The sequence below is a fragment of the Leucobacter sp. GX24907 genome (genome assembly GCF_053567335.1).
In genome coordinates, this window is the sequence record NZ_JBSGPD010000005.1 from 207,086 (window position 1) to 226,363 (window position 19,278).

The following is a 19,278-nucleotide window of genomic DNA, read 5'->3' on the forward strand; positions in this document are numbered from 1 at the left end:
CTACCGCACGAGGGAACGCAGGCGCCGCTGCGCCACCGAGAGCGTCGCGAGGCCGGTATCTGCGCCGGCACGGGCGGCGGCGAGTGCTTCGTCAAGCGCGCGTTCGGCCGCAGGGCCGCCCTGCGCGAGCCACTCCTCGACTCGCTCCTCGGGGCTTCCCGCATCGGAGCCCGTCTGCGCGATCGCCGACGCGACGAGCGCACTCATCACGGCGTACAGGTCGTCGCGCATGGCGGCTCTCGCCATGGCGCCCCAGCGGTCGTCCTGCGAGAGCTGGGTGACGCGAACGAGCAGTTCGTCGAAGCGCATCCGCGACGACATCGCGAAGTAGACTCCAGCGACCTCGTCGAGGTCCCAGTCGTGCACGCGCGCCTGCTCCACGATGTCGAGGAGCGCGAGCGAACTCAGCATGCCCGCACCCCGACGCGCCAGCTGCGCCGGCACGCCGGCCTCCTCGTGCTGAGCGGCACGCTGCTCGAAGCCCTGCAGGTCGTCGCCCCGCATCAAGCTCTCGAGGCGCTCCGCCAGCGAAGCGACCGACTCCGAGAAGCGCGCGATCTCGGCACCGATGTCGATGCCCTCCGGCCGGTGCTGCACGAACCAGCGGGTCGCCCGGTCGAGCACCCGCCGGAAGCGCAGATAGAGATCGGTCTGCACCGCAGTAGATACGACGTTGTCGGTCGCTTCGACCTCGCGCACGAAACCGGCGAGGTCGAAGATCTCACGCACCACCACATAGGCTCGAGCGATCTGCTCGCTCGTGGCACCCGTCTCGTCTTCCGCACGGTACGCGAAGGTGATGCCGCCGCGGTTCACCATCGAGTTGACCACCGAGTTGACGATGATCTCCTTACGCAGCGGATGCGACTCGAGGTCGTCGCCGTAGGCTTCGCGGATCGGCTCCGGAAAGTACTCGGCCAGCGTCCTCGCGAACCAGGGATCGTCGGCCAGATCCGACGCTGCGAGGTCGGCCTTCAACGCCAGCTTCGAGTATGCGACGAGCACCGCGAACTCCGGTCGAGTGAGGCCCTTGTCTTCGGCGATGCGCTGCTGCACCTCCGACTGCGTCGGGAGGAACTCGAGCTCGCGGTCGAGCTCATCGCGATCCTCAAGCCACTCGATGAGTCGCTCATGCGAGGGGAGCATCGCAGCCGCACTCTCACGCGAGTTGCCGAGCAGCACATTCTGCTCGTAGTTGTCGCGCAACACCTGCTTCGCAACCTCGTCGGTCATGGAGCGCAGCAGCTCATTGCGCTCCTCCCGGTCGAGACGACCGTCGCGCTCGACAGCGCCGAGCAAGATCTTGATGTTGACCTCGCGATCGGAAGTACCGACACCGGCCGAGTTGTCGATGGCGTCGGTGTTGATCCTGACCCCCGCCTTCGCGGCCTCGATACGACCCCACTGGCTCGCCCCGAGGTTGCCGCCCTCGCCGACGACCCGCACCCGCAGCTCGTCGCCGTTCACACGAATCGCGTCGTTGCCGCGGTCGCCGATCTCGGCATTGGTCTCGGCACTGCCCTTGATGTAGGTGCCGATGCCGCCGTTCCAGAGCAGGTCGACGGGCGCGAGCAGCACGGCCCGCTTCAGCTCGACCGGGGTGATCGACCCGACCGACGGGTCGAGGCCGAGCGCCTCCGCCATCTGCGGGCTCACCGGAATGGACTTCGCGCTCAGCGGGAAGACCCCGCCGCCCTCGGAGATAAGAGATCGATCGAAGTCGTCCCACGACGAGCCGGGGAGGTCGAAGAGTCGCTGTCGCTCGACGAAGGTCGAGGCCGCATCGGGCTCGGGGTCGACGAAGACGTGCCGGTGGTCGAACGCCGCAACGAGCCTGATGTGCTCGGATCGCAGCATGCCGTTACCGAACACGTCGCCAGACATGTCGCCCACGCCCACAACCGTGAAGTCTTCGGTCTGCGTGTCATGACCCATCTCGCGGAAGTGCCGCTTGACCGACTCCCACGCACCGCGGGCGGTGATGCCCATCCCCTTGTGGTCGTAGCCGGCCGATCCACCCGACGCGAAGGCGTCGGCGAGCCAGAAGCCGTACTCCTCGGAGATCGCGTTCGCCGTGTCCGAGAACGACGCCGTGCCTTTGTCGGCCGCGACCACGAGATAGGGGTCGTCACCATCGTGGCGCACCACGCGCTCGGGCGGCAGCACCTCGGTACCCGAGCGGTTATCGGTGATGTCGAGCAGACCGCGGATGAACGTACGGTACGCATCCTTGCCCGCTTCGACCCATGCAGCCCGATCAGTCGGAGCCGGCAGCCGCTTCGCGTAGAAGCCGCCCTTCGAGCCTGTCGGCACGATCACGGCGTTCTTCACCATCTGCGCCTTCACGAGACCGAGCACCTCGGTGCGGAAGTCCTCGCGGCGGTCGCTCCACCGGAGGCCGCCCCGAGCGACCTGCCCGAATCGCAGATGCACGCCCTCGACCTGGGGAGAATACACCCAGATCTCGGCCATCGGATGCGGCTTCGGCAACCCCGGAACGCGCGGGCAGTCGAGCTTCATCGACACCCACGGCTTCGGCTCGCCACTCGCATCGCGCTGGTAGAAATTGGTACGCCAGGTCGCCTCGATCACACCGATGAACGAGCGCAGGATCCGATCCTCATCAAGACTCGACACCCGGTCGAGATCTTCGCCAAGCGACGCGGTGAGCTGCTCCGTGAGCGCATCGCGGTCGCCAGACTCGTCAGGGTCGAAGCGAATCTCGAACAGTCGCACCAGCTTCGCCGCGATCTCTGAATTGGCGACGAGCGCACGTTCGATGTACGGGACGGAGAACGCCGCACCGGTCTGGCGCAAGTACATGGCGATGGCACGCAGGATCACGATGCGTCGCCAATCGAGACCGCCGAGCAGTACGAGCGCGTTGAGACCATCGCTCTCCGCGGCGCCGGTCCACACCGCGACGAAGGCATCCTCGAACTCCTGCCGCCACGAGGGGTCGCGCCATGCCTTGATGTCAGGAGCTGTGAGCCCGAAGTCGGAGAGGAAGAACGTGGTGCCGTCGGCGAGCGTCACTTCGTAGGGCCGCTCATCGACGACGTCGACGCCGAGGTCGGTGAGCACGGGCAGCATGCGCGTCAACGGGTACTCTTCGCGCGACGCGACGGTCAGGTAGCGCTTGCCCTTGTCGTGCTTCTCGGGCTCGTAGAGGTGCACCGCGAAGTTGCAGCCGAGCCGCAGTTGCTCGAGCAGCGCGATGTCTCCGACGGCGTCCTCGGGTGTGATGCTCTCCTTGTAGGCGCCGGAGAACGCAGCGGCGTAGCGGCCGAGCAGCTCGGCGGCCTCCTCTTCATTGTGCTTCTGGTGGAGCGCGTCGACGAGGCTTTCCTCCCAGCCACGGATCGCGGCCTCGAAGCGAGGCTGGAGCTCCGCAGCCGAGACATCCGGCACCTGTACGCCCTTCGGCATGCGCACGACGAAGTGCAACTGCGCGAGCGGAGAATCCCCCACGCGCGTCGCGTGATCCACCTGCTCGGCACCGAAGGTCTCTCGCAGGAGCTCCTGAATGCGCAGGCGCACCGTCGTGTTGTACCGGTCACGAGGCAGGTAGGCGAGCGCGGAGACGAAGCGACCGAACTCATCTCGACGTAGGAAGATGCGGGACCGGCGGCGCTCGCGCAGGCGGCTCGCCTCGGTCGCGACCTCGTACAGGTGCTCCGCCGTGTCTTGGAAGAGTTCGTCACGCGGGTACTGCTCAAGAATCTGCAGCAGGTCTTTGCCCGAGTGCGAGGTGGCCGCGTAGCCGGAACGCTCGAGCACCGCCCGAATCTTGTCGCCGATGATCGGGAGCGTGAGCACGGGCGAGGCATATGCGGCCGAGGTGAACATGCCGAGGAAGCGACGTTCTCCGGTGACGTTGCCCTCATCGTCGAAGGTGCGCAGCCCGATGTAGTCGAGGTAGACGTCGCGGTGCACGGTGGCGCGCGAGTTCGCCTTCGTAACGCTCAGCAGGATCGGATCGCGAGCCGTCCGCTGCGCTTCCGGGGTGAGGCGCGCCGCAGTCGTCGTCGGCTTGCGCAGAATGCCGAGGCCCGTGTGCGGCAGGGGCCGCAGCACCTCCTCGCCGTTCTCATCGGTCTCGAGCACGTGCTCGCGGTACCCGAGGAACGTGAAGTTGTCTTCCGCGAGCCAGCTCAAGAACTCGTAGGTCGGGCGCACGCTCTCGGGGTCGACCGACTCCGGGGCCTCGGTACGGAGATCGGTGATGATGTCGAGGCAGGCACGACGCATGGCGCGCCAATCGTCGACCGCCGCGTGCACGTCGCCGATGACGCTCTGCAGCCGATCCTCCAGTTCCTTGCGCTCCTCTTCCGTCGGCACCCGATCCACCTCGATATGAATCCAGGATTCGAGATGGCCTCCGTGCGCACCGAGTTCGAGCAGCCCGCCCTCATCGTCGCGCCGCACCGACACAACCGGGTGCATGAGCAGGTAGACGGAGAGCCCGTGCCGCGCGATCGCGGCGGCCACCGAGTCGACCAGGAAGGGGGAATCGTGCGTGCAGATGTCGACGATGGTGCGGCGCGAAGTCCAGCCGTGCTCCTTGAGCGTGGGCGTGAAGACGCGGACGAGTGTGTCGCGTTGCTCGCGGCGATCGCCGAGTTCGCGCATCGACAGCACGGCACCGACGACATCGCGCGGCTCGCGCTCGGCGAGCTCCTCGGAATCGAGCTCTCGGATGAGCCGTTCGAGGCCTTGGCGGAGCTCGGGGTTCACCGCCTCAAGGGCTTCATGGACGGATGCTAATGGGGTATCGCCACTGCTCAACTTCTTTGTCCCGTCTGGCCGAAATCATCGGTCGCAAGGTCATTGCCGGTAATCCAACCCCAGCATAGCCCCGGTTACATTCCCATGGGCGGGGCATTTCAGTCAACCGTCGCCGAACCGTCGGGAGTCAGTACGGTCTACTCCCGACTGCCTATCGCTGTCATCCCCCTTGACGGCGCGCGAGTTTCTCTCGGGCCTCTCGGGCGGTCTGACGCTCGCGCTTACGCGCCTCGCGGAGGGCCTTCTCCGCGTCGCGCACCGCCTTGCGCGCTTCGCGGTAGCGCTTGTCCTCTGAAATATCGGCGTCCTCGACCCGCGGCCACGCGGCAGCTTCCTCGCGCGCATCGCTCGCCTCTCGCCCCTTGGTCTCGACGCTCTCGATATAGGCGGCCACTCCATCGAGGCTGCGCTCGAGCCCGAACGCGAAAGGATCGCCGTCGTCAAGGAACACGCCCGAGTCGATGGCGGCGCGCAGCGCGGGGTAGGCGTCGGCCGTGACGAGTCGGCGGTAGAGCGCGTCCTCCTGCCGGGCGATGTCGGTGTCACTGAGGTCGAGTGCGCGCTCGGTTCGCGCATACCCGGCCATCACCATGCCGGCCCACCGGGCCTGGCCCGTGACGAGCAGCATGACCGACAATCGTTCGTCGTACGTCAATGGGGTCTCTTCGAGGGAGCTCAGCCCCGCATCCATCCACGCGGCGCTGCCGGGCGTGATCGGTGCGCCGCTGATGGGGATGTCGAGTGCCCACGGGTGTTGCAGGTAGGTCTGCAACTGCGCCCGGTACAGCGCGCGCAGGCGATCCCGCCAGGTCCCTTCGGCCATGGCCTCGGGAGGGATACCGGTCGCTTCCTCCTGCATCAGCAGAATCAGATCATCCTTCGCGCTCACGTAGCGGTACAGCGACATCGGCGTGTATCCGAGCTTGGCGGCGACGGCCGACATCGAGACGGCGACGAGACCCTCGGCATCCGCGATCTCGACCGCCGCCTCGACGATCCGTTCGACGCTCATTTCACGTTTGGGGCCGCGCTGGGGATCGGCGGCCACACCCCAGGCGAGCGCAATACCGCGGGGGAGATCGAGGTCGGCGGCATCAGTCATTTCAACAGTCTAAGACTGTCTATGGCATAAACAGTATGTTACTGTCATAAACAGTTTTACTCATACACAGAAAGGGAATCCCATGATCGAACCTCAACCAGCCATCGCCCTGCGAGGTGTGCGCAAGTCGTTCGGGCGTCGAGTCGTGCTCGAACGGCTAGACCTCACCGTGTCACGCGGCGAGGTATTCGCGCTCCTCGGGCCGAACGGAGCCGGCAAGACTACGACGATCGGGGTGCTCACCACCCTCGTCGTACCCGACGCTGGAACGGCACACGTCATGGGCACCGACGTCGTGCGCGACCCGAAAGAGACCAGACGACGCATCAGCCTGACCGGCCAATCCGCCGCGGTCGACGACGGTCTCACGGGGCTGGAGAACCTCGTGATGCTGAGTCGACTCTCCGGCCTCTCATCGCGTGACGCACGGAAGCGGGCGGCGAACCTGCTCGAACGCTTCGATCTCGTCCAGGCCGCATCGCGCAGGGTCGCGACGTACTCGGGCGGCATGCGCCGACGCCTCGACCTCGCGCTCAGCTTCGTCGTCACCCCGGAGATACTGTTCCTCGACGAACCGACAACCGGGCTGGACACCCGCAGCCGTCGGCAGCTCTGGGAGACCATCCGCGGGCTCGCCGATTCGGGCGTGACCGTCTTCCTCACAACCCAGTACCTCGAAGAGGCGGACCAGCTGGCCGACCGGATCGCCGTGCTGCACGACGGCCGGATCGTCGCCCTCGGCAGCCCGGCGGAACTCAAAGCCGCGACCGGATCCGATGTGCTCGAAGTTCACGATGAGCAGGGAGCCCTTCTGCACGAAGCACACGTCGACGGCACCGTCACCGGCGTGAAGGCAGCGCTCGACACACCCCTCGCCGGCGATGGCATCGTGTCGCTGCGTCGCCCCACGCTGGACGACGTCTTCCTCTCCCTGACTGACAGCGATGCCGAGGCGGTGGCGGCATGACTGAGATGACTCCCTCGCTCCGCCCCCGCATCGGCGGCCTCATCGCCGAGCGCGTCTTCGTGTCACGCAGTCTGAGGCATTCCCTGCGTGATGGCGAATCGCTACTCATGGCGATCACACTGCCCGTCATGCTCATGCTGCTGTTCACCTTCGTCTTCGGCGGCGCACTCGACCCAGCGGGTGGCTATGTCGACTACATCGTGCCCGGCATCATTCTGCTGTGCGCGGGCTTCGGAGCATCGTCGACCGCCGTCTACGTGGCGAATGATATGAAGACCGGCATCATCGACCGCTTCCGGACGATGCCGCTCCGCTCCGGTGCCGTACTCACCGGCCACGTCGTCGCGAGCCTGGTGCGCAACCTCCTCGCGACGGGAGTCGTCATCGGCGTCGCACTTGCACTGGGCTTTCGCCCGACAGCTTCACCCCTCGCTTGGCTCGCCGCCCTGGCACTCGTCGCTCTCTACATCCTGGCGATCACCTACCTGTTCGCCGCGATCGGGTTGGCCTCAGGAAGCCCCGAAGCAGCGAACGGATACGGCTTCATTCTCCTCTTCCTCCCCTACCTCTCCAGCGCATTCGTGCCGGTGTCGACGATGCCTCGATGGTTGCAACCGATTGCAGAACACCAGCCCGTTACCCCGATCATCGAGACGATCCGCGGACTGCTCATGGGGTCTCCGCTCGACGCGCACCCCTGGATCGCCCTCGCCTGGTGCCTCGCGATTCTGGTGGTCGCCACAGCATGGGGCGCCTGGCTCTTTCGTCGCCACGCCGGGCGGCGGTAGGCCGGGCCGGTCGGCGGTCAGACCGGTCGCCACGCCGGCCAGCGGCTGGCTGGGAGGCGAGCGTTACCTTGCGAGGATATCGAGCACATCAACGATTCGGTTCGAGAAGCCCCACTCGTTGTCGTACCAGGCCACCGCCTTGGCTCGCCGGCCCTCGACGCGCAGCAGACCGGCATCGAAGATCGAGGAGGCCGAGCGTCCGACGATGTCACTCGACACGAGTGGTTCCTCGGAGAATTCGAGCACGCCAGCCATGCGACCTTCCGCGGCCTCGCGGTACGCGGCGAGCAACTCGTCGACCGAGGTGTCGCGCTCGAGCGAGGCGTTCAACTCGACGATGGACCCGACCGGAACCGGCACACGGATCGCGTCACCGCTCAGCCGACCCTCGAGCTCGGGGAGCACGAGGCCGATGGCTTTGGCAGCGCCGGTCGAGGTCGGCACCATGTTGAGGCCGGCGGCACGGGCACGACGCAGGTCGCGATGCGGCGCGTCGACCAGGTTCTGATCCTGCGTATACGCGTGCACCGTCGTGACGAAGCCCTGCTCGATACCGGCGGCATCGTGCAGCACCCGCGCAAGCGGGGCGAGCGCGTTCGTAGTGCATGACCCGTTCGAGACGATGCGATGGAGATCAGGATCGAAGCGATCCTCATTCACCCCGCGCACAACGGTCAGGTCGGCGCCCGACGACGGCGCGCTCACCAGCACGCGAGCGGCACCGGCGTCGAGATGAGCACGGGCTTGATCCGCCGCGGTGAACCGACCGGTCGCTTCTACGACGACATCGACGCCCAAGTCCTTCCACGGCAGTTGCGTTGGATCGGGCTGTGCGAGAAACCGCGCACGCTGCGTTCCGACGACGAGGTCGTCGCCCTCCACGCGGGCCGCCTCAGCCGGTGCGCCGTAGACGGAGTCGTGGTTGTAGAGATGCGCGAGCACCTCCGCATCCGCGAGATCGTTGATCGCCACGACTTCGAGGTCGCGGCTCTGCTGCACGAGCACGCGCAGCACCGCCCTGCCGATGCGTCCGAAGCCGTTGATCGCGATTCGCTGAGCCATGTTCCTTATTCCCCTCGAAGCAGATGCACTGCGTGTTGCATCTGCGTGATGTGTCTCGCTTGTGTGATGCGCGGACTGCGCCGAACCTGTGGTCCTCAACCGAAACCGCGCTCACGCGTCCGCCTGACTCCGATTCTGGCCGGGTGCACGACGGACTTCGAGTGGCTGAAATGCCGATGTTCGAAAGGATCCTGCCAAAGGCCCGCTGGTGCCTATCTCGGTGCACGCGGCCGATCAGAGCTCGGCTGTCCCTCCGGCCGATCAGAGCTCGGCTGTCCCTCCGGCCGATCAGAGCTCGGCAGAGAATGTGCGCCGGTACTGTGTGGGCGTCGTGCCCAGCACGTTGCGGAAGTGCAGGCGGAGGTTCGCTGCAGTACCCAAGCCGACGAGACCCGCGATCTCGTCAATGCTCCGCGTACCGCTTTCGAGTAGCTCGCGAGCGAGGTCGACCCTGGCCCGCATGACCCAGCGCATGGGCGAATACCCGGTTTCTGCGTGGAACACCCGGGCGAACGTCCGTTCCGAGACCTTCGCATGCGCTGCGAGCCGCGCCACAGTCAGGTGCTCGTTGAGATGGTGCAGCGCCCACTGCCGGGTTCCCGTGAGCCGCTCCCCCGTGGTCGACGGCACGCTGCGCTGCACGTACTGGGCCTGCCCACCGCTGCGATAGGGCGCGGCAACGAGCCGCCTTGCCGCGTGGTTCGCCGGGCCGACGCCGAGTTCATCACGCAGGATGTGCAGGCAGAGATCGATCCCTGAGGCGGCCCCTGCCGAGGTCAGCAGCTGCCCCTCGTCGACGAAGAGCACCCCCTCGTTGACCTCGACGAGGGGGAACCGCTCCGCGAATGCTTGGGTGTAATGCCAATGCGTGGTCGCCCGGTGCCCGTCGAGCAGACCGGTTGCGGCGAGCGCGAACGCCCCGGTCGAGATCGCCGCCAACTTGGCCTCGCGCTCGTGGGCAGCTCGGAGCGCGTCGATGAGTGCTTGCGGCGGCGTCTCAGCCGCGGGGTTCAGGTAGCCGGGGATGAAGACGAGGTCGGCTTCGGCGACGGCCTCCAAGCCGCTGTCGACCTGGTACGAGAGCCCATCGGCACCGGAAACCATGCCCGCACGCACCCCGCACACCTGTACGGAGTAGGGCATGCTCTGCCGAGTGGTGAAGACCTGAACCGGGATCCCGACATCCAGGGGCTTCGCCCCCTCGAGCACGACCACCGCGACGCGTCTCAAGGGTGCGTCCTCACACCGTCATATAGCCCCAAGCTCTACACTGCTCGCAGCACCAGGGCGCTGCCCTGGCCGCCACCGCCGCAGATGCCGACGGCGCCGAGCGTGCCGCTCCCGGCGGCGGCGAGGGTGCGGGCGAGCGTGCCGACGATACGGGCGCCCGAGGCCCCGATGGGGTGCCCCAACGCGATGGCGCCGCCGTGGACGTTCACGATCTCGGGGTCGATGCCGAGTTCGCGCGTCGACTGCACCGCGACCGAGGCGAACGCCTCGTTGATCTCTACGGCTGCGAGGTCCGAGGCAGACGCATCGAGCTTCGCAAGCGCCGCCGTGATGGCCCGCGCGGGCTGCGAGTGAAGATGCAGGTCGGGGCCTGCGACGAGCGCGGTCGCCTCGATCGCTGCGATCGGCTGCACACCGAGGCGCTCGGCCGCGGCAGCGCTCACGAGAACGAGCGCGGCGGCTCCGTCGGTGATCTGCGAAGCATTCCCCGCCGTGATCGTGCCGTCCTTCGCAAAGGCCGGCCGCAAGCCTGCAAGCGATTCCTCACTCGTCTCGGGGCGCACACCGTCATCGGCGGATACGACCGTGTCGCCGCGTCGCGACGTCACCGTGAAGGGCGCGATCTCGCCGCCGAGAAACTCTGCGGACTCGGCAGCCAGTCGGTGGGACCGTGCGGCGATCGCATCCTGCTCCTCCCGCGAGATCCCGAGCTTCCCATTGCCCGTCTCGGTAAGCGACCCCATGGCGGCCTGTTCGAACGCGTCGCTCAGCCCATCATGTTCGACGGTGTCGACGAACTGCGATCCGCCATATTTCACCCCCGCGCGCAGGTGCGCGACATGAGGCGCGAGCGACATCGACTCCTGCCCGACAGCGACGACAACATCGGCTTCGCCCGCCCGAATCAGTCGAGCAGCCTGGCTCACCGCCTCGGCCCCCGAGAGGCACACCGCGTTGAGCGTGATCGCCGGCGCATTGAGGCCGATCCCCGCCCCCACTGCGGTCTGCCGCGCCGGATTCTGACCCGCGCCGCCCTGCAGCACCTGACCGGCGACCACGGCATCGACCGCGTCTGCGGCGATGCCCGCTCGTTCGAGAGCCGCCTTGACCGCGTGCGCTCCGAGCGCTGTCGCTGGTTGCCCTGCGAGCTGCCCGGTGAAGCGGGTGAAGGGGGTGCGTGCGTAACCGGCGATCAGGGCGGTCATGGGGGCTCCTTCCATACGGATGCAAGATCCACGCTACCGCGCGATAGGCTCCGCAGTGTGACCAATTCCGCTGCCCGTACGACTCCCCCGGCGCGTCCTTGGGTACTCATGTTCATCGCGGTATGCCTCGTTGCCGCGAACATGCGCATGACCATCATGGGTATCGGGCCGCTGCTCGACGACATCGCCGCCGATCGCGGCGTCCGTCCGGCGACGCTCGGCATGCTCGCCTCGCTGCCGCTGATCGCCTGGGGAATCGTCTCGCCGTTCGCGCACGGGGTGAGTCAGCGCTTCGGCATGACGCGCACGGTGTCGTGGTCGCTCGTGCTGCTGATCGCGGGTACGGTCTGGCGTTCCCTGCCCGGCTCCCCGATCGGGCTCTGGGCGGGCACCGCCCTCACCGGCGTCGCGCTTGCCTTCGCGAATGTGCTGCTGCCTGCCGTGATCAAGCGCGAGTTTCCGACCCGCCTCGCCCTCGTAATGGGCATCTACAGTGCACTGCTCGGAGGTACCGGCTCCGTAGCATCGGGGCTCGTGGTGCCGATCGCGCACTTCGACCCGGGTTCGGGGGAGCTCGGCTGGCGGGTGGCGCTGCTCGCCACGGGAGTGCTGATTCCGCCTGCGCTTGTCATCTGGGTGTGGGCGACGCGCGGCACCGATGCTCGGCGAGGCGATGCGGGTCCGGATCACGAAGCGACGGAGCCGCTCGGTATCGGGGCCCCGTTCGAGCCGGCCGTCCCCGCGGTGAACGCGGCTACGCGCACCGGGCGAAACCGCGGCACGAGGCGCGGCGGCGGCGCAGGGCGCAACGCCGGCACCGGTCGCAGAATCTGGGGGGATGGTCTCGCCTGGCAGGTTGCGCTCTACATGGCCGCTCAGTCGGTGCTGTTCTACATGCTCGTCACCTGGCTGAGTCCGTTGCAGATCTCACGCGGCATGAGTCACGTCGCGGCCGGGCTCGATGTCATGCTGCTGCAGGTGGCAGGAGTGATCGGGTCGATGCTGAGCCCACTGCTCTTCCGCGGGCGTATCGACCGGTGGGCACCGATGCTGATCCCGTTCACCGTCGGAGCCACGGCGATGGGCATCGCGTTCGTGCCGTCGTTGATCTTCGTGTGGCTGCCGGTCTGCGGAATCGCGTGCGGAGCCTCACTGAGCGCGAGTCTCATGCTCATGGCGGCACGGGCACGCACTGCCGAGGGCGCCACGGCGCTCTCTGGTATGTCGCAGTCCGTCGGGTACCTCGTCGGCGCGCTCGGCCCAGTGGGCTTCGGCGCGCTCTACGAGATCACGGGCGGCTGGACGACCCCGTTCCTGATCTTCTTCGTGATCGCGGTGGGGCAGGCGGCGCTCGGCATTTCGGTGGGCCGCAAACGGTTCGTGCTCGAACCTCGCGGCTAGCTCGAACCTCGCGGCTAGGCTGGAATGGTGAACAGACGGAGGATCGCGGCGGGCACCGCAGCTCTCGTGCTCCTCGGCGGCGGGTACGTCGCAGTCTGCGGGCTCACGCCGCTCCCGGGGCTTCAGGTCGCTCTCGATGTAGCCGATGCGCAAGAGTTCTCGGTCGCTTCCGAGGGTGGGCAGGAGCTCGTCTCGGCGTATTCCACGCCTACGGCACTGGGGTGGCTCGACGGCGGAGAGCCGTGGGCCAACTCCGAAGAGGCCGTGCCGATCGCAAGCCTGACGAAGCTCGTCACTGCGCTGGTGTCTCTCGAGCACAAGCCGTTCAAGGCGGGCACGGATGGGCCGAGCTACACGGTCGGGGCCAACGATGCCGGGCTGCGCGCCGAGGTGCTGCGCCAGGACGGCATCGTGCACGATACTCCGGAAGGCCTGCAGCTCACCGCACGTCAGATGCTCGAGCTCATGCTGCTGCCCTCGTCGAACAACTACGCGATCTCATACGCCGAGTGGACGTTCGGCTCTGAAGAGGCGTTCGTCACGGCCGCAGCCGACTGGGCCGAGGCGCATGAGCTCACGACGCTCCGCATCGTCGAGCCGAGCGGTCTCTCCTCCGGCAACGTGGCTGCGCCTGCCGACATGATCGAGATCGCGCGACTCGCCCTGGAGCATCCGGTCATCTCCGAGATCGTTGCCGAGCAGCAGGCCGATATCCCCGGCATCGGCCTGATCGAGAGCACCAATCCCCTCCTCGGCGAGCCGGGCATCATCGGCTTGAAGACCGGCACGCTGTTCGCGAGCGGCTACAACCTGGTTGCCGCACGAGAGCAGACGGTTGAGGATCGCCCGCTCACCAGCATCGCAGTCGTGATGAGCCGCGCAGACGAGATGGCCCGAGCGTCGGATGCGCGCGCCCTGCTGGCCGGGGCGGAGCAGTCCGTCGAGGAGGTCGAGCTCATCGACGACTCCGAACGCATCGGCACGGTGACCGTCTGGGACGGCGCCCAGGTCGCGGTTGCCGCTGACGCCGGCGCATCGGCAGTGCTGCGTCCGGGTGAGACAGCCGAGCGCGTCGTCGAGGTGTCGGATCGACTCTCCGAGTCCCCCGCAGGCACGCAGGCCGGTTCGGTGAACGTCACAACACCCGAAGGCACCTACGGCATCGACATCGTCACCGAAGCGGCGATCGCCGAACCCGATCTGTGGTGGCGTGTGACGCATCCTGCGATCGTGCTCGGGTGGGCTGATCCCGAACCACGATAAGCGGATTGACACCTTTGGCTGGGGCGTCGCAAGTCGGCGCGCACGGGACTCTCCACCGATTCCTGCCGGTAATCCGCAAAAGAAGCGCAAGAATTTCGGTCGACCTCACTAACTGTCACCTGTAAGCTCCATTCCCGGTGGCCGTCTGCAGAGGCCCCTATCCCTACCCCTCCCCTACCCCCTACCCCCTAGTTCGCCAGAAGCGATCCCGTGCTCCCGTCGCTATCCGCGACCCCGCCTCGCCGCCACAAGCGTCCCTTCCCACGGCGAGGCATGCGGGAATCCAGCGTGCAGCATGCCACCCGAGATTCCGCGATGCCTCAGCTCTTGCACTCCTTTGTTTCACACAGAAAGCAGACAATGATGTCAGCTGAAGAAAATCCCATCGTTCATAAGCGCCTGGCTCCCCCTCGCCCGAAGGAGGCGCCGACGAATCGTCGACTCGAAGTCGACGACATCATCATCGCCGACAAGAAGCAGCTGAACATGGCGCAGATCGGCGCCGGTGTCGGCAACTTCATCGAGTGGTACGACATCGGCGTCTACGGCTACCTCGCCGTGACGATGACGGCGGTGTTCACCGCCGGCCTCGACCAGGGCATGGGCCTTGTGGTCACCCTGCTCGGCTTCGCGGTGTCGTTCATCGTGCGCCCGCTCGGCGGTATGATCCTCGGCCCGCTGGGGGACAAGATCGGCCGTCGCCGGGTACTGTTCTTCACGATCGCCCTGATGGCCGCGGCGACCACGCTGATCGGCTGCCTGCCGTCGGCTGAAACCGTCGGCCTGTGGGTCATCATCCCGCTGTACCTGCTGAAGATGGCGCAGGGCTTCTCGACCGGCGGTGAATACTCAGGCGCCGCCACCTACATCGCCGAGTTCTCACCCGACAAGCGCCGCGGCTTCATGACCGGCCTCCTGAACTCGGGATCAATGCTCGGCTTCGCAGCCGGCGCCGGCATGGTCGCACTCACGACGTCCTTCTCCACGTCACTCTGGGGCGAGAACGCGATGATCGACGGCGCCTGGAGGATCCCATTCCTCATCGCGCTGCCCTTGGGCCTGCTGGCGATCTGGTTCCGCAGCCGCATCCCCGAGTCGCCCGCCTTTGAGCTCGTCGAAGACGTCGAAGCGCACGCCGGCAAGAATCTCAATCCGATGTTCGAGCGCCACGGCCTCGGTGGAATCCTGAAGCGCTACTGGCCGGTGATCCTGATCGGTATCGCTCTGATCGCCGCCGACGGGTCGGCGTCATACATGCTGACCAGTTATATGCCGACCTATATCGAGATCGAGACGGGCGTGCACGCCTCGCAGACCGCACTCGCCGCAGTCGTAGTGCTGGTCTTGCAGGCCGTCCTGATCCCGATCTTCGGTGCCTGGGGCGACAAGATCGGCCGCAAGCCGATCTATTACATGGGAGCGATCGGGAACATCATCCTGTTGATTCCGGCGTTCGCACTCGCGCAGACCGGCACCACCTGGTCGCTGTACCTCGTGCTGTTCATGCTCTCCGTGCCGAGCGCGATGTTCCTTGCCAACACCGGTGCCGTGATGTCCGAACTCTTCCCGACCGCGTCACGCTACGGATGCGTCGGCTTCACGCACAACGTCGCGATCTCAGCGTTCGGCGGCACGACGCCGCTGTTCAGTCAGATGCTGCTGAACGGCACCGGCTTCGCGTACGCCCCCGCGCTCTATGTGATGTTCTTCTCCGTGGTCGCACTGTTCGCAATCTGGAAGATGCGCGAGTCGGCGCACCGGCCTCTCCTCGGGTCGGTACCGGTCGTCGAGACGCGTGAGGAGGCCATCGATCTCGTTGTCTCACAGGAGACGAACCCTGATATCGATACCTCCACCATGCCGTTGCACATCGTCAGGATGTGACGGGCGATACGGGCTCCATCGCCTCGCCACGGAGCTCCCTCCGGAGCAGCGCGGTAAGCACCAGCGATACGCCGCACAACCCGATGAGCATCAGCAGTCCGATGGTGAACGAACCGAACAGGTCTTTGAACCACCCCATGGCGAAGGTCGCGAACAGCGCACCGATGTTGGCGAACATGTTCGAGAAGCCGTTGATGCTTCCCGCGAACCGGGAGCCGAGCACGCGCACGGGGATCTCGAAGAGCGGCCCGAAGTAGATCTGCAGGAAGAACTGGTTGATAGCGATGAGCACCACGAGCGGGGCCAGGTCGTGCACCGCGATGATGCCGACGAATGTTCCGGAGATCACGAGCAGAGAAACGACGATGACGGTGAGCGGTCTATTGAATCGATCGGAGACGTAACCGCCGCAGATGTTCGCCGGGGCCGTGAGAGCGGCCCCGGCAGCGAGGACCAGCCCCGCCGTCGTGAGGTCAAAACCCTTCTCCACGACCAGATAGGTCGGCCACCACGCCATCGTCGCCATCGTCACCGCGAGGCGCACGAATTGGATGCCTCCGCAGAGCCACAGCACGCGACCCCGCATGATCTCGAGCAGGTCGCGCACACGGCTACCCCGCAGTTCCGATCGCGGCGCATCGCGATCGGGCAGGAGCACGTAGAAGACGACGAACAGGAGGCCCAGACCGGAGAAGATCATGAATAGTGTCCGCCACCCGAGGTCGTCGACCAGCAGAGGGCCGAAGATGTTGAGGAAGACGTTCGAGGAGAAGCCGAGGGCTACGAAGAGCCCCATCGCCGTCGCCCTTCGATCACTCGGGAACTGCCGCGTCACGAGGAGCATGCCTGACGCGAACATGAGGGAACGGAAAACGCCGGACACCGCCTGATTCGCGATGAGCCAGTGGAAGGTCGGGAGGATCGAGAAGCTGAAGGCGAGCAGGTTCACGCCGATCGCACCGACGAGATATACGCGTTTCGCACCGAAGCGATCGGAGAGGTACCCGGCGGGGATCTGCATGAGGGCGTAGCTCGCCGTCGTCGCGACGGCGAGCAGACCGGCCTGCCCGTAGCTGATCCCGAGGTCGGAACGGATGAGGGGGAGGAATAGCGAGATCCCGACCATCGCAAGCGATTGCGACGTCTGCACCAGGACCACGGCAGTGACAATCCACGCGCGCATCCTCCCCGTCGCGGCGGCTGAGCCCCCTCCCTCTTCCATTCCCGCTCCTCCTAGGCCGCGGTCTGACCGGATACGACCGGCATGAGGTCGAGCGCGAGCATCACCCGAGTCAGGTCCCGGTACGAACGGAGGTTTGAACCGGAGAGCTCCTCGATGCGCGCGAGCCGCTTGTGCAGGGTATTGACGTGCACCGACAGGGCCGACGCGGCCTCGGGCGCCTGCCCGTTGTTCTCGACGTAGGTCTTCAGCGTCTTCAGCAGCTCGGCGTTGCGTCGCGCATCGTACTCCTCGACCGCCCCAAGTGTCTGAGCCACGAAGTCGCGGATCTGCTCGAGGGACATGCCCCCGGTGACGTCGACGAACGATCCGAAGTCGTCGTAGTAGGCGACGGAATTGCTGCTCGCCGCGATCCCTACGGCGAGGCGGGCCTGCGAGAGACCATCCCCCAGATGCTCGAGACCGTCGACGAGGGAGCTGACCCCCACGCAGCCCACCTCCTGCAGGCGGCCGAGGATCGCATCGGCGTTCTCGCGGCTCGGGAGTTCTCCGCGCAGCAGCACGAGCACATCGGCGTCGTCCGCCACGGCCGTGACGACGTGCCAGCCGGCGGCCGAGAAGACACCCGTGCGGCGGCTCAGGCGGAACGCGGCCTCCGGCGTGGGAGTGCTCACGAGCACGAGGCCGAGTCTGGTATCCATCGGCAGTTCCAGCAGCGCGCGCATCTCCTTCAGCTGCGACGTGCTGAGCAGCCCGCGGCTCATCGCAAGCAGGGCCAGGGGAAGGGCGTGGTTGGTCATCGCGCTGTTCGCCGAGCGCGCCTGGATGTGGGCCCCGATCACGAGCGCCGCCTGCTTCGCGACGACGAGATTGAAGTCCTCGTCGGCGCCGATACCCGGAGCGAGCACGATGAGGCCGGCGGGTCGACCGGCCGATCCCCCGTCGATGCGCACGATCGAGTAGTCGGCCCCGTGGGGAAGTGCGGAGACCCCCAGCTTCACGGGCGAGTGCTCCTGCGCCGCGGAGCGCAACGTGTCGAGGTGGGCCCGGTCGGCCTCGATCGCGAGCTCCTCGCCGCCGGCCCCGCACACGAGCACCGAGCGCTTCAGCGCGGACGAGAGCAGGCGCGCGGTCTGCTCGACGGTGAGCGCGGATTGATCGGCGAGCAAGCTGATCATCCGCGACTGTGCCATGTGGATGTTGCGCAGCTGCGAGTTGTCCTCCTGCAGCCGGTGATGCACGTCCTCCAGCCCCTGTCGCAGTCGTTCCCCGTTGTCGGCGATCGTCGCGGTCGCGAGACTTACCGAGGCGAGGCGGGCCATGAGGCGGACCGTCTCGGCCTCACTGTCAGTGACCTCGTGATCGGTCGGCCAGTAGCAGTTGAGCACGCCGACCGCGACTCCTTCGCGCATGATCGGCGCGTAGTACATGGAGACCGCGCCCATGCGGTCTAGACGCTGCCTGGCGAGCGTCTCCTTTCCGAAGTCCGCCGTCCGCACGCGACGGGGCTGCCCGGAGCTGAACACCTCCACGCTGGGGTTCCTCTGCCCGGGGAGGTACTGGGAGAAGGTCTCGTCTCCGAGCCCCTGCGACTCGTCGAAGTCGTCGGGGAGCTCCTCGCTGTGGCCGCCGACCGCGAGCTGATCGGCGTTCGAGCGCACCCGGATCACCACGCCGCTGCAGCCGAGCGCGTCGTTGACGAAGTCGCAGATGTGGTTCAGCGTCTCTTGCGGCGGTCGGAACGTATCCGTTCCGAGCGCGGTCTCCGCAATGAGGAGCAGGCTGTCGATGGCGAAATCCTCGGAGCTGGTGGGTGGGGCCGTGTCAGTCATGGCGTGAGTACTCTCTTCTTCTGTTCTCGGAGATCTACGGGCGGGGGCCGGCGAGCGGGTACATGTCTCGTTGGTAGTAGGCGAGTGGCGTCTCGTCGAGCTCGTCCTGTCCGGCTGCGACCACCTCGCCGAAGAAGAGTCCATGCGTGCCCATGTGCTGCACATCGACCACCCGGCAGTCCATCCAGGCGGCGGCACCGGCGACGACCGGCGCCCCCGTGACCTTGGGTTCCCACTCGACGCGGCTGAACCGCGCTTCCTGGGACAGCCCCGGGGTCGCGAAGAGCTGCGCGATCTTGCCGTGCGATCCCCCCAGGATGTTGACGCAGTAAGCCCCGGACTCCTTGATGGCCTCATAGCCGCGATTGCGCGTGTTCAGGCAGATCAGCACGGTCGCCGGGTCGAGGGTGATCGAGGTGAAGGAGTTGATCGTCATACCGACCGGCCCCTCTTCGGTGCGCGCGGTGGCGAGCACGACGCCCGTCACGAGACGCGACATCGCCCCCCGGAGATCGTTTGGGTTCACCGCCGAGTGCGGTTGCTGGCTCATGCTCGGCCCTTCCTTCCTTGCGTTCG

The 19,278-nt window shown here is 66.6% G+C and carries 13 protein-coding genes; 5 read left to right on the forward strand and 8 right to left on the reverse strand.

Annotated elements, in window-relative coordinates; genetic code table 11:
• Together ACUYV6_RS09470 and ACUYV6_RS09475 are read right to left on the reverse strand one after the other, a co-directional pair.
• The gene (locus ACUYV6_RS09470) at window positions 1–4,737 is read right to left on the reverse strand and encodes an NAD-glutamate dehydrogenase (RefSeq protein WP_449278414.1); all 4,737 of its coding nucleotides are present in this window, start codon (window positions 4,735–4,737) and stop codon (window positions 1–3) included.
• A gap of 211 nt (window positions 4,738–4,948) precedes the next feature.
• Window positions 4,949–5,890 carry a TetR/AcrR family transcriptional regulator gene (locus tag ACUYV6_RS09475; protein ID WP_449278415.1) on the reverse strand — a complete coding sequence of 314 codons (942 nt, stop codon included), beginning with the start codon at window positions 5,888–5,890 and terminating at the stop codon, window positions 4,949–4,951.
• An 82-nt stretch (window positions 5,891–5,972) separates the two neighbouring features.
• On the opposite strand from ACUYV6_RS09475, the gene ACUYV6_RS09480 reads away from it, so the two are divergent.
• Window positions 5,973–6,857, forward strand: a complete 885-nt coding sequence (locus ACUYV6_RS09480) for an ATP-binding cassette domain-containing protein (protein WP_449278416.1) — start codon at window positions 5,973–5,975, stop codon at window positions 6,855–6,857.
• Window positions 6,854–7,645 (forward strand): ABC transporter permease, encoded by a 792-nt coding sequence (locus tag ACUYV6_RS09485; protein ID WP_449278417.1) that lies wholly within the window; start codon window positions 6,854–6,856, stop codon window positions 7,643–7,645. Before ACUYV6_RS09480 ends, ACUYV6_RS09485 begins: the two co-directional genes overlap by 4 nt.
• A gap of 63 nt (window positions 7,646–7,708) precedes the next feature.
• Here the strand turns inward: ACUYV6_RS09485 and gap are convergent, their stop codons facing one another.
• The 3 genes from gap to ACUYV6_RS09500 all read right to left on the reverse strand — a co-directional run bounded on the left by gap (window position 7,709) and on the right by ACUYV6_RS09500 (window position 11,142).
• Entirely contained in the window at window positions 7,709–8,707 is a 999-nt protein-coding gene (gap, locus tag ACUYV6_RS09490) for a type I glyceraldehyde-3-phosphate dehydrogenase (RefSeq protein WP_449278418.1), read from the reverse strand.
• Between the two features lie 288 nt (window positions 8,708–8,995).
• Window positions 8,996–9,937: a GlxA family transcriptional regulator gene (locus ACUYV6_RS09495; RefSeq protein ID WP_449278419.1), complete on the reverse strand. Its 942-nt coding sequence runs from the start codon at window positions 9,935–9,937 to the stop codon at window positions 8,996–8,998.
• Between the two features lie 35 nt (window positions 9,938–9,972).
• Window positions 9,973–11,142 carry an acetyl-CoA C-acyltransferase gene (locus ACUYV6_RS09500; RefSeq protein ID WP_449278420.1) on the reverse strand — a complete coding sequence of 390 codons (1,170 nt, stop codon included), beginning with the start codon at window positions 11,140–11,142 and terminating at the stop codon, window positions 9,973–9,975.
• A 57-nt stretch (window positions 11,143–11,199) separates the two neighbouring features.
• On the opposite strand from ACUYV6_RS09500, the gene ACUYV6_RS09505 reads away from it, so the two are divergent.
• The 3 genes from ACUYV6_RS09505 to ACUYV6_RS09515 all read left to right on the forward strand — a co-directional run bounded on the left by ACUYV6_RS09505 (window position 11,200) and on the right by ACUYV6_RS09515 (window position 15,690).
• Entirely contained in the window at window positions 11,200–12,543 is a 1,344-nt protein-coding gene (locus ACUYV6_RS09505) for an MFS transporter (RefSeq protein ID WP_449278421.1), read from the forward strand.
• A 27-nt stretch (window positions 12,544–12,570) separates the two neighbouring features.
• Window positions 12,571–13,806: a D-alanyl-D-alanine carboxypeptidase family protein gene (locus ACUYV6_RS09510; protein WP_449278422.1), complete on the forward strand. Its 1,236-nt coding sequence runs from the start codon at window positions 12,571–12,573 to the stop codon at window positions 13,804–13,806.
• Window positions 13,807–14,169: 363 nt separating this feature from the next.
• A complete protein-coding gene (locus tag ACUYV6_RS09515) occupies window positions 14,170–15,690 on the forward strand; it encodes an MFS transporter (RefSeq protein ID WP_449278423.1) in 1,521 nt (506 codons plus the stop codon).
• On the opposite strand, the gene ACUYV6_RS09520 is transcribed toward ACUYV6_RS09515, so the two are convergent.
• Genes ACUYV6_RS09520 through ACUYV6_RS09530 form a run of 3 tightly spaced genes read right to left on the reverse strand, consistent with a single transcriptional unit; the run spans window position 15,680 to window position 19,252 of the window.
• The gene (locus ACUYV6_RS09520; protein WP_449278424.1) at window positions 15,680–16,912 is read right to left on the reverse strand and encodes an MFS transporter; all 1,233 of its coding nucleotides are present in this window, start codon (window positions 16,910–16,912) and stop codon (window positions 15,680–15,682) included. The genes ACUYV6_RS09515 and ACUYV6_RS09520 overlap by 11 nt on opposite strands.
• Before the next feature lie 11 nt (window positions 16,913–16,923).
• Window positions 16,924–18,702 (reverse strand): helix-turn-helix domain-containing protein, encoded by a 1,779-nt coding sequence (locus ACUYV6_RS09525; RefSeq protein ID WP_449278425.1) that lies wholly within the window; start codon window positions 18,700–18,702, stop codon window positions 16,924–16,926.
• Window positions 18,703–18,736: 34 nt separating this feature from the next.
• On the reverse strand, window positions 18,737–19,252 hold the full coding sequence (locus ACUYV6_RS09530) for a flavin reductase family protein (RefSeq protein WP_449278426.1): 516 nt from the start codon (window positions 19,250–19,252) through the stop codon (window positions 18,737–18,739).
• Window positions 19,253–19,278 lie beyond the last annotated feature (26 nt).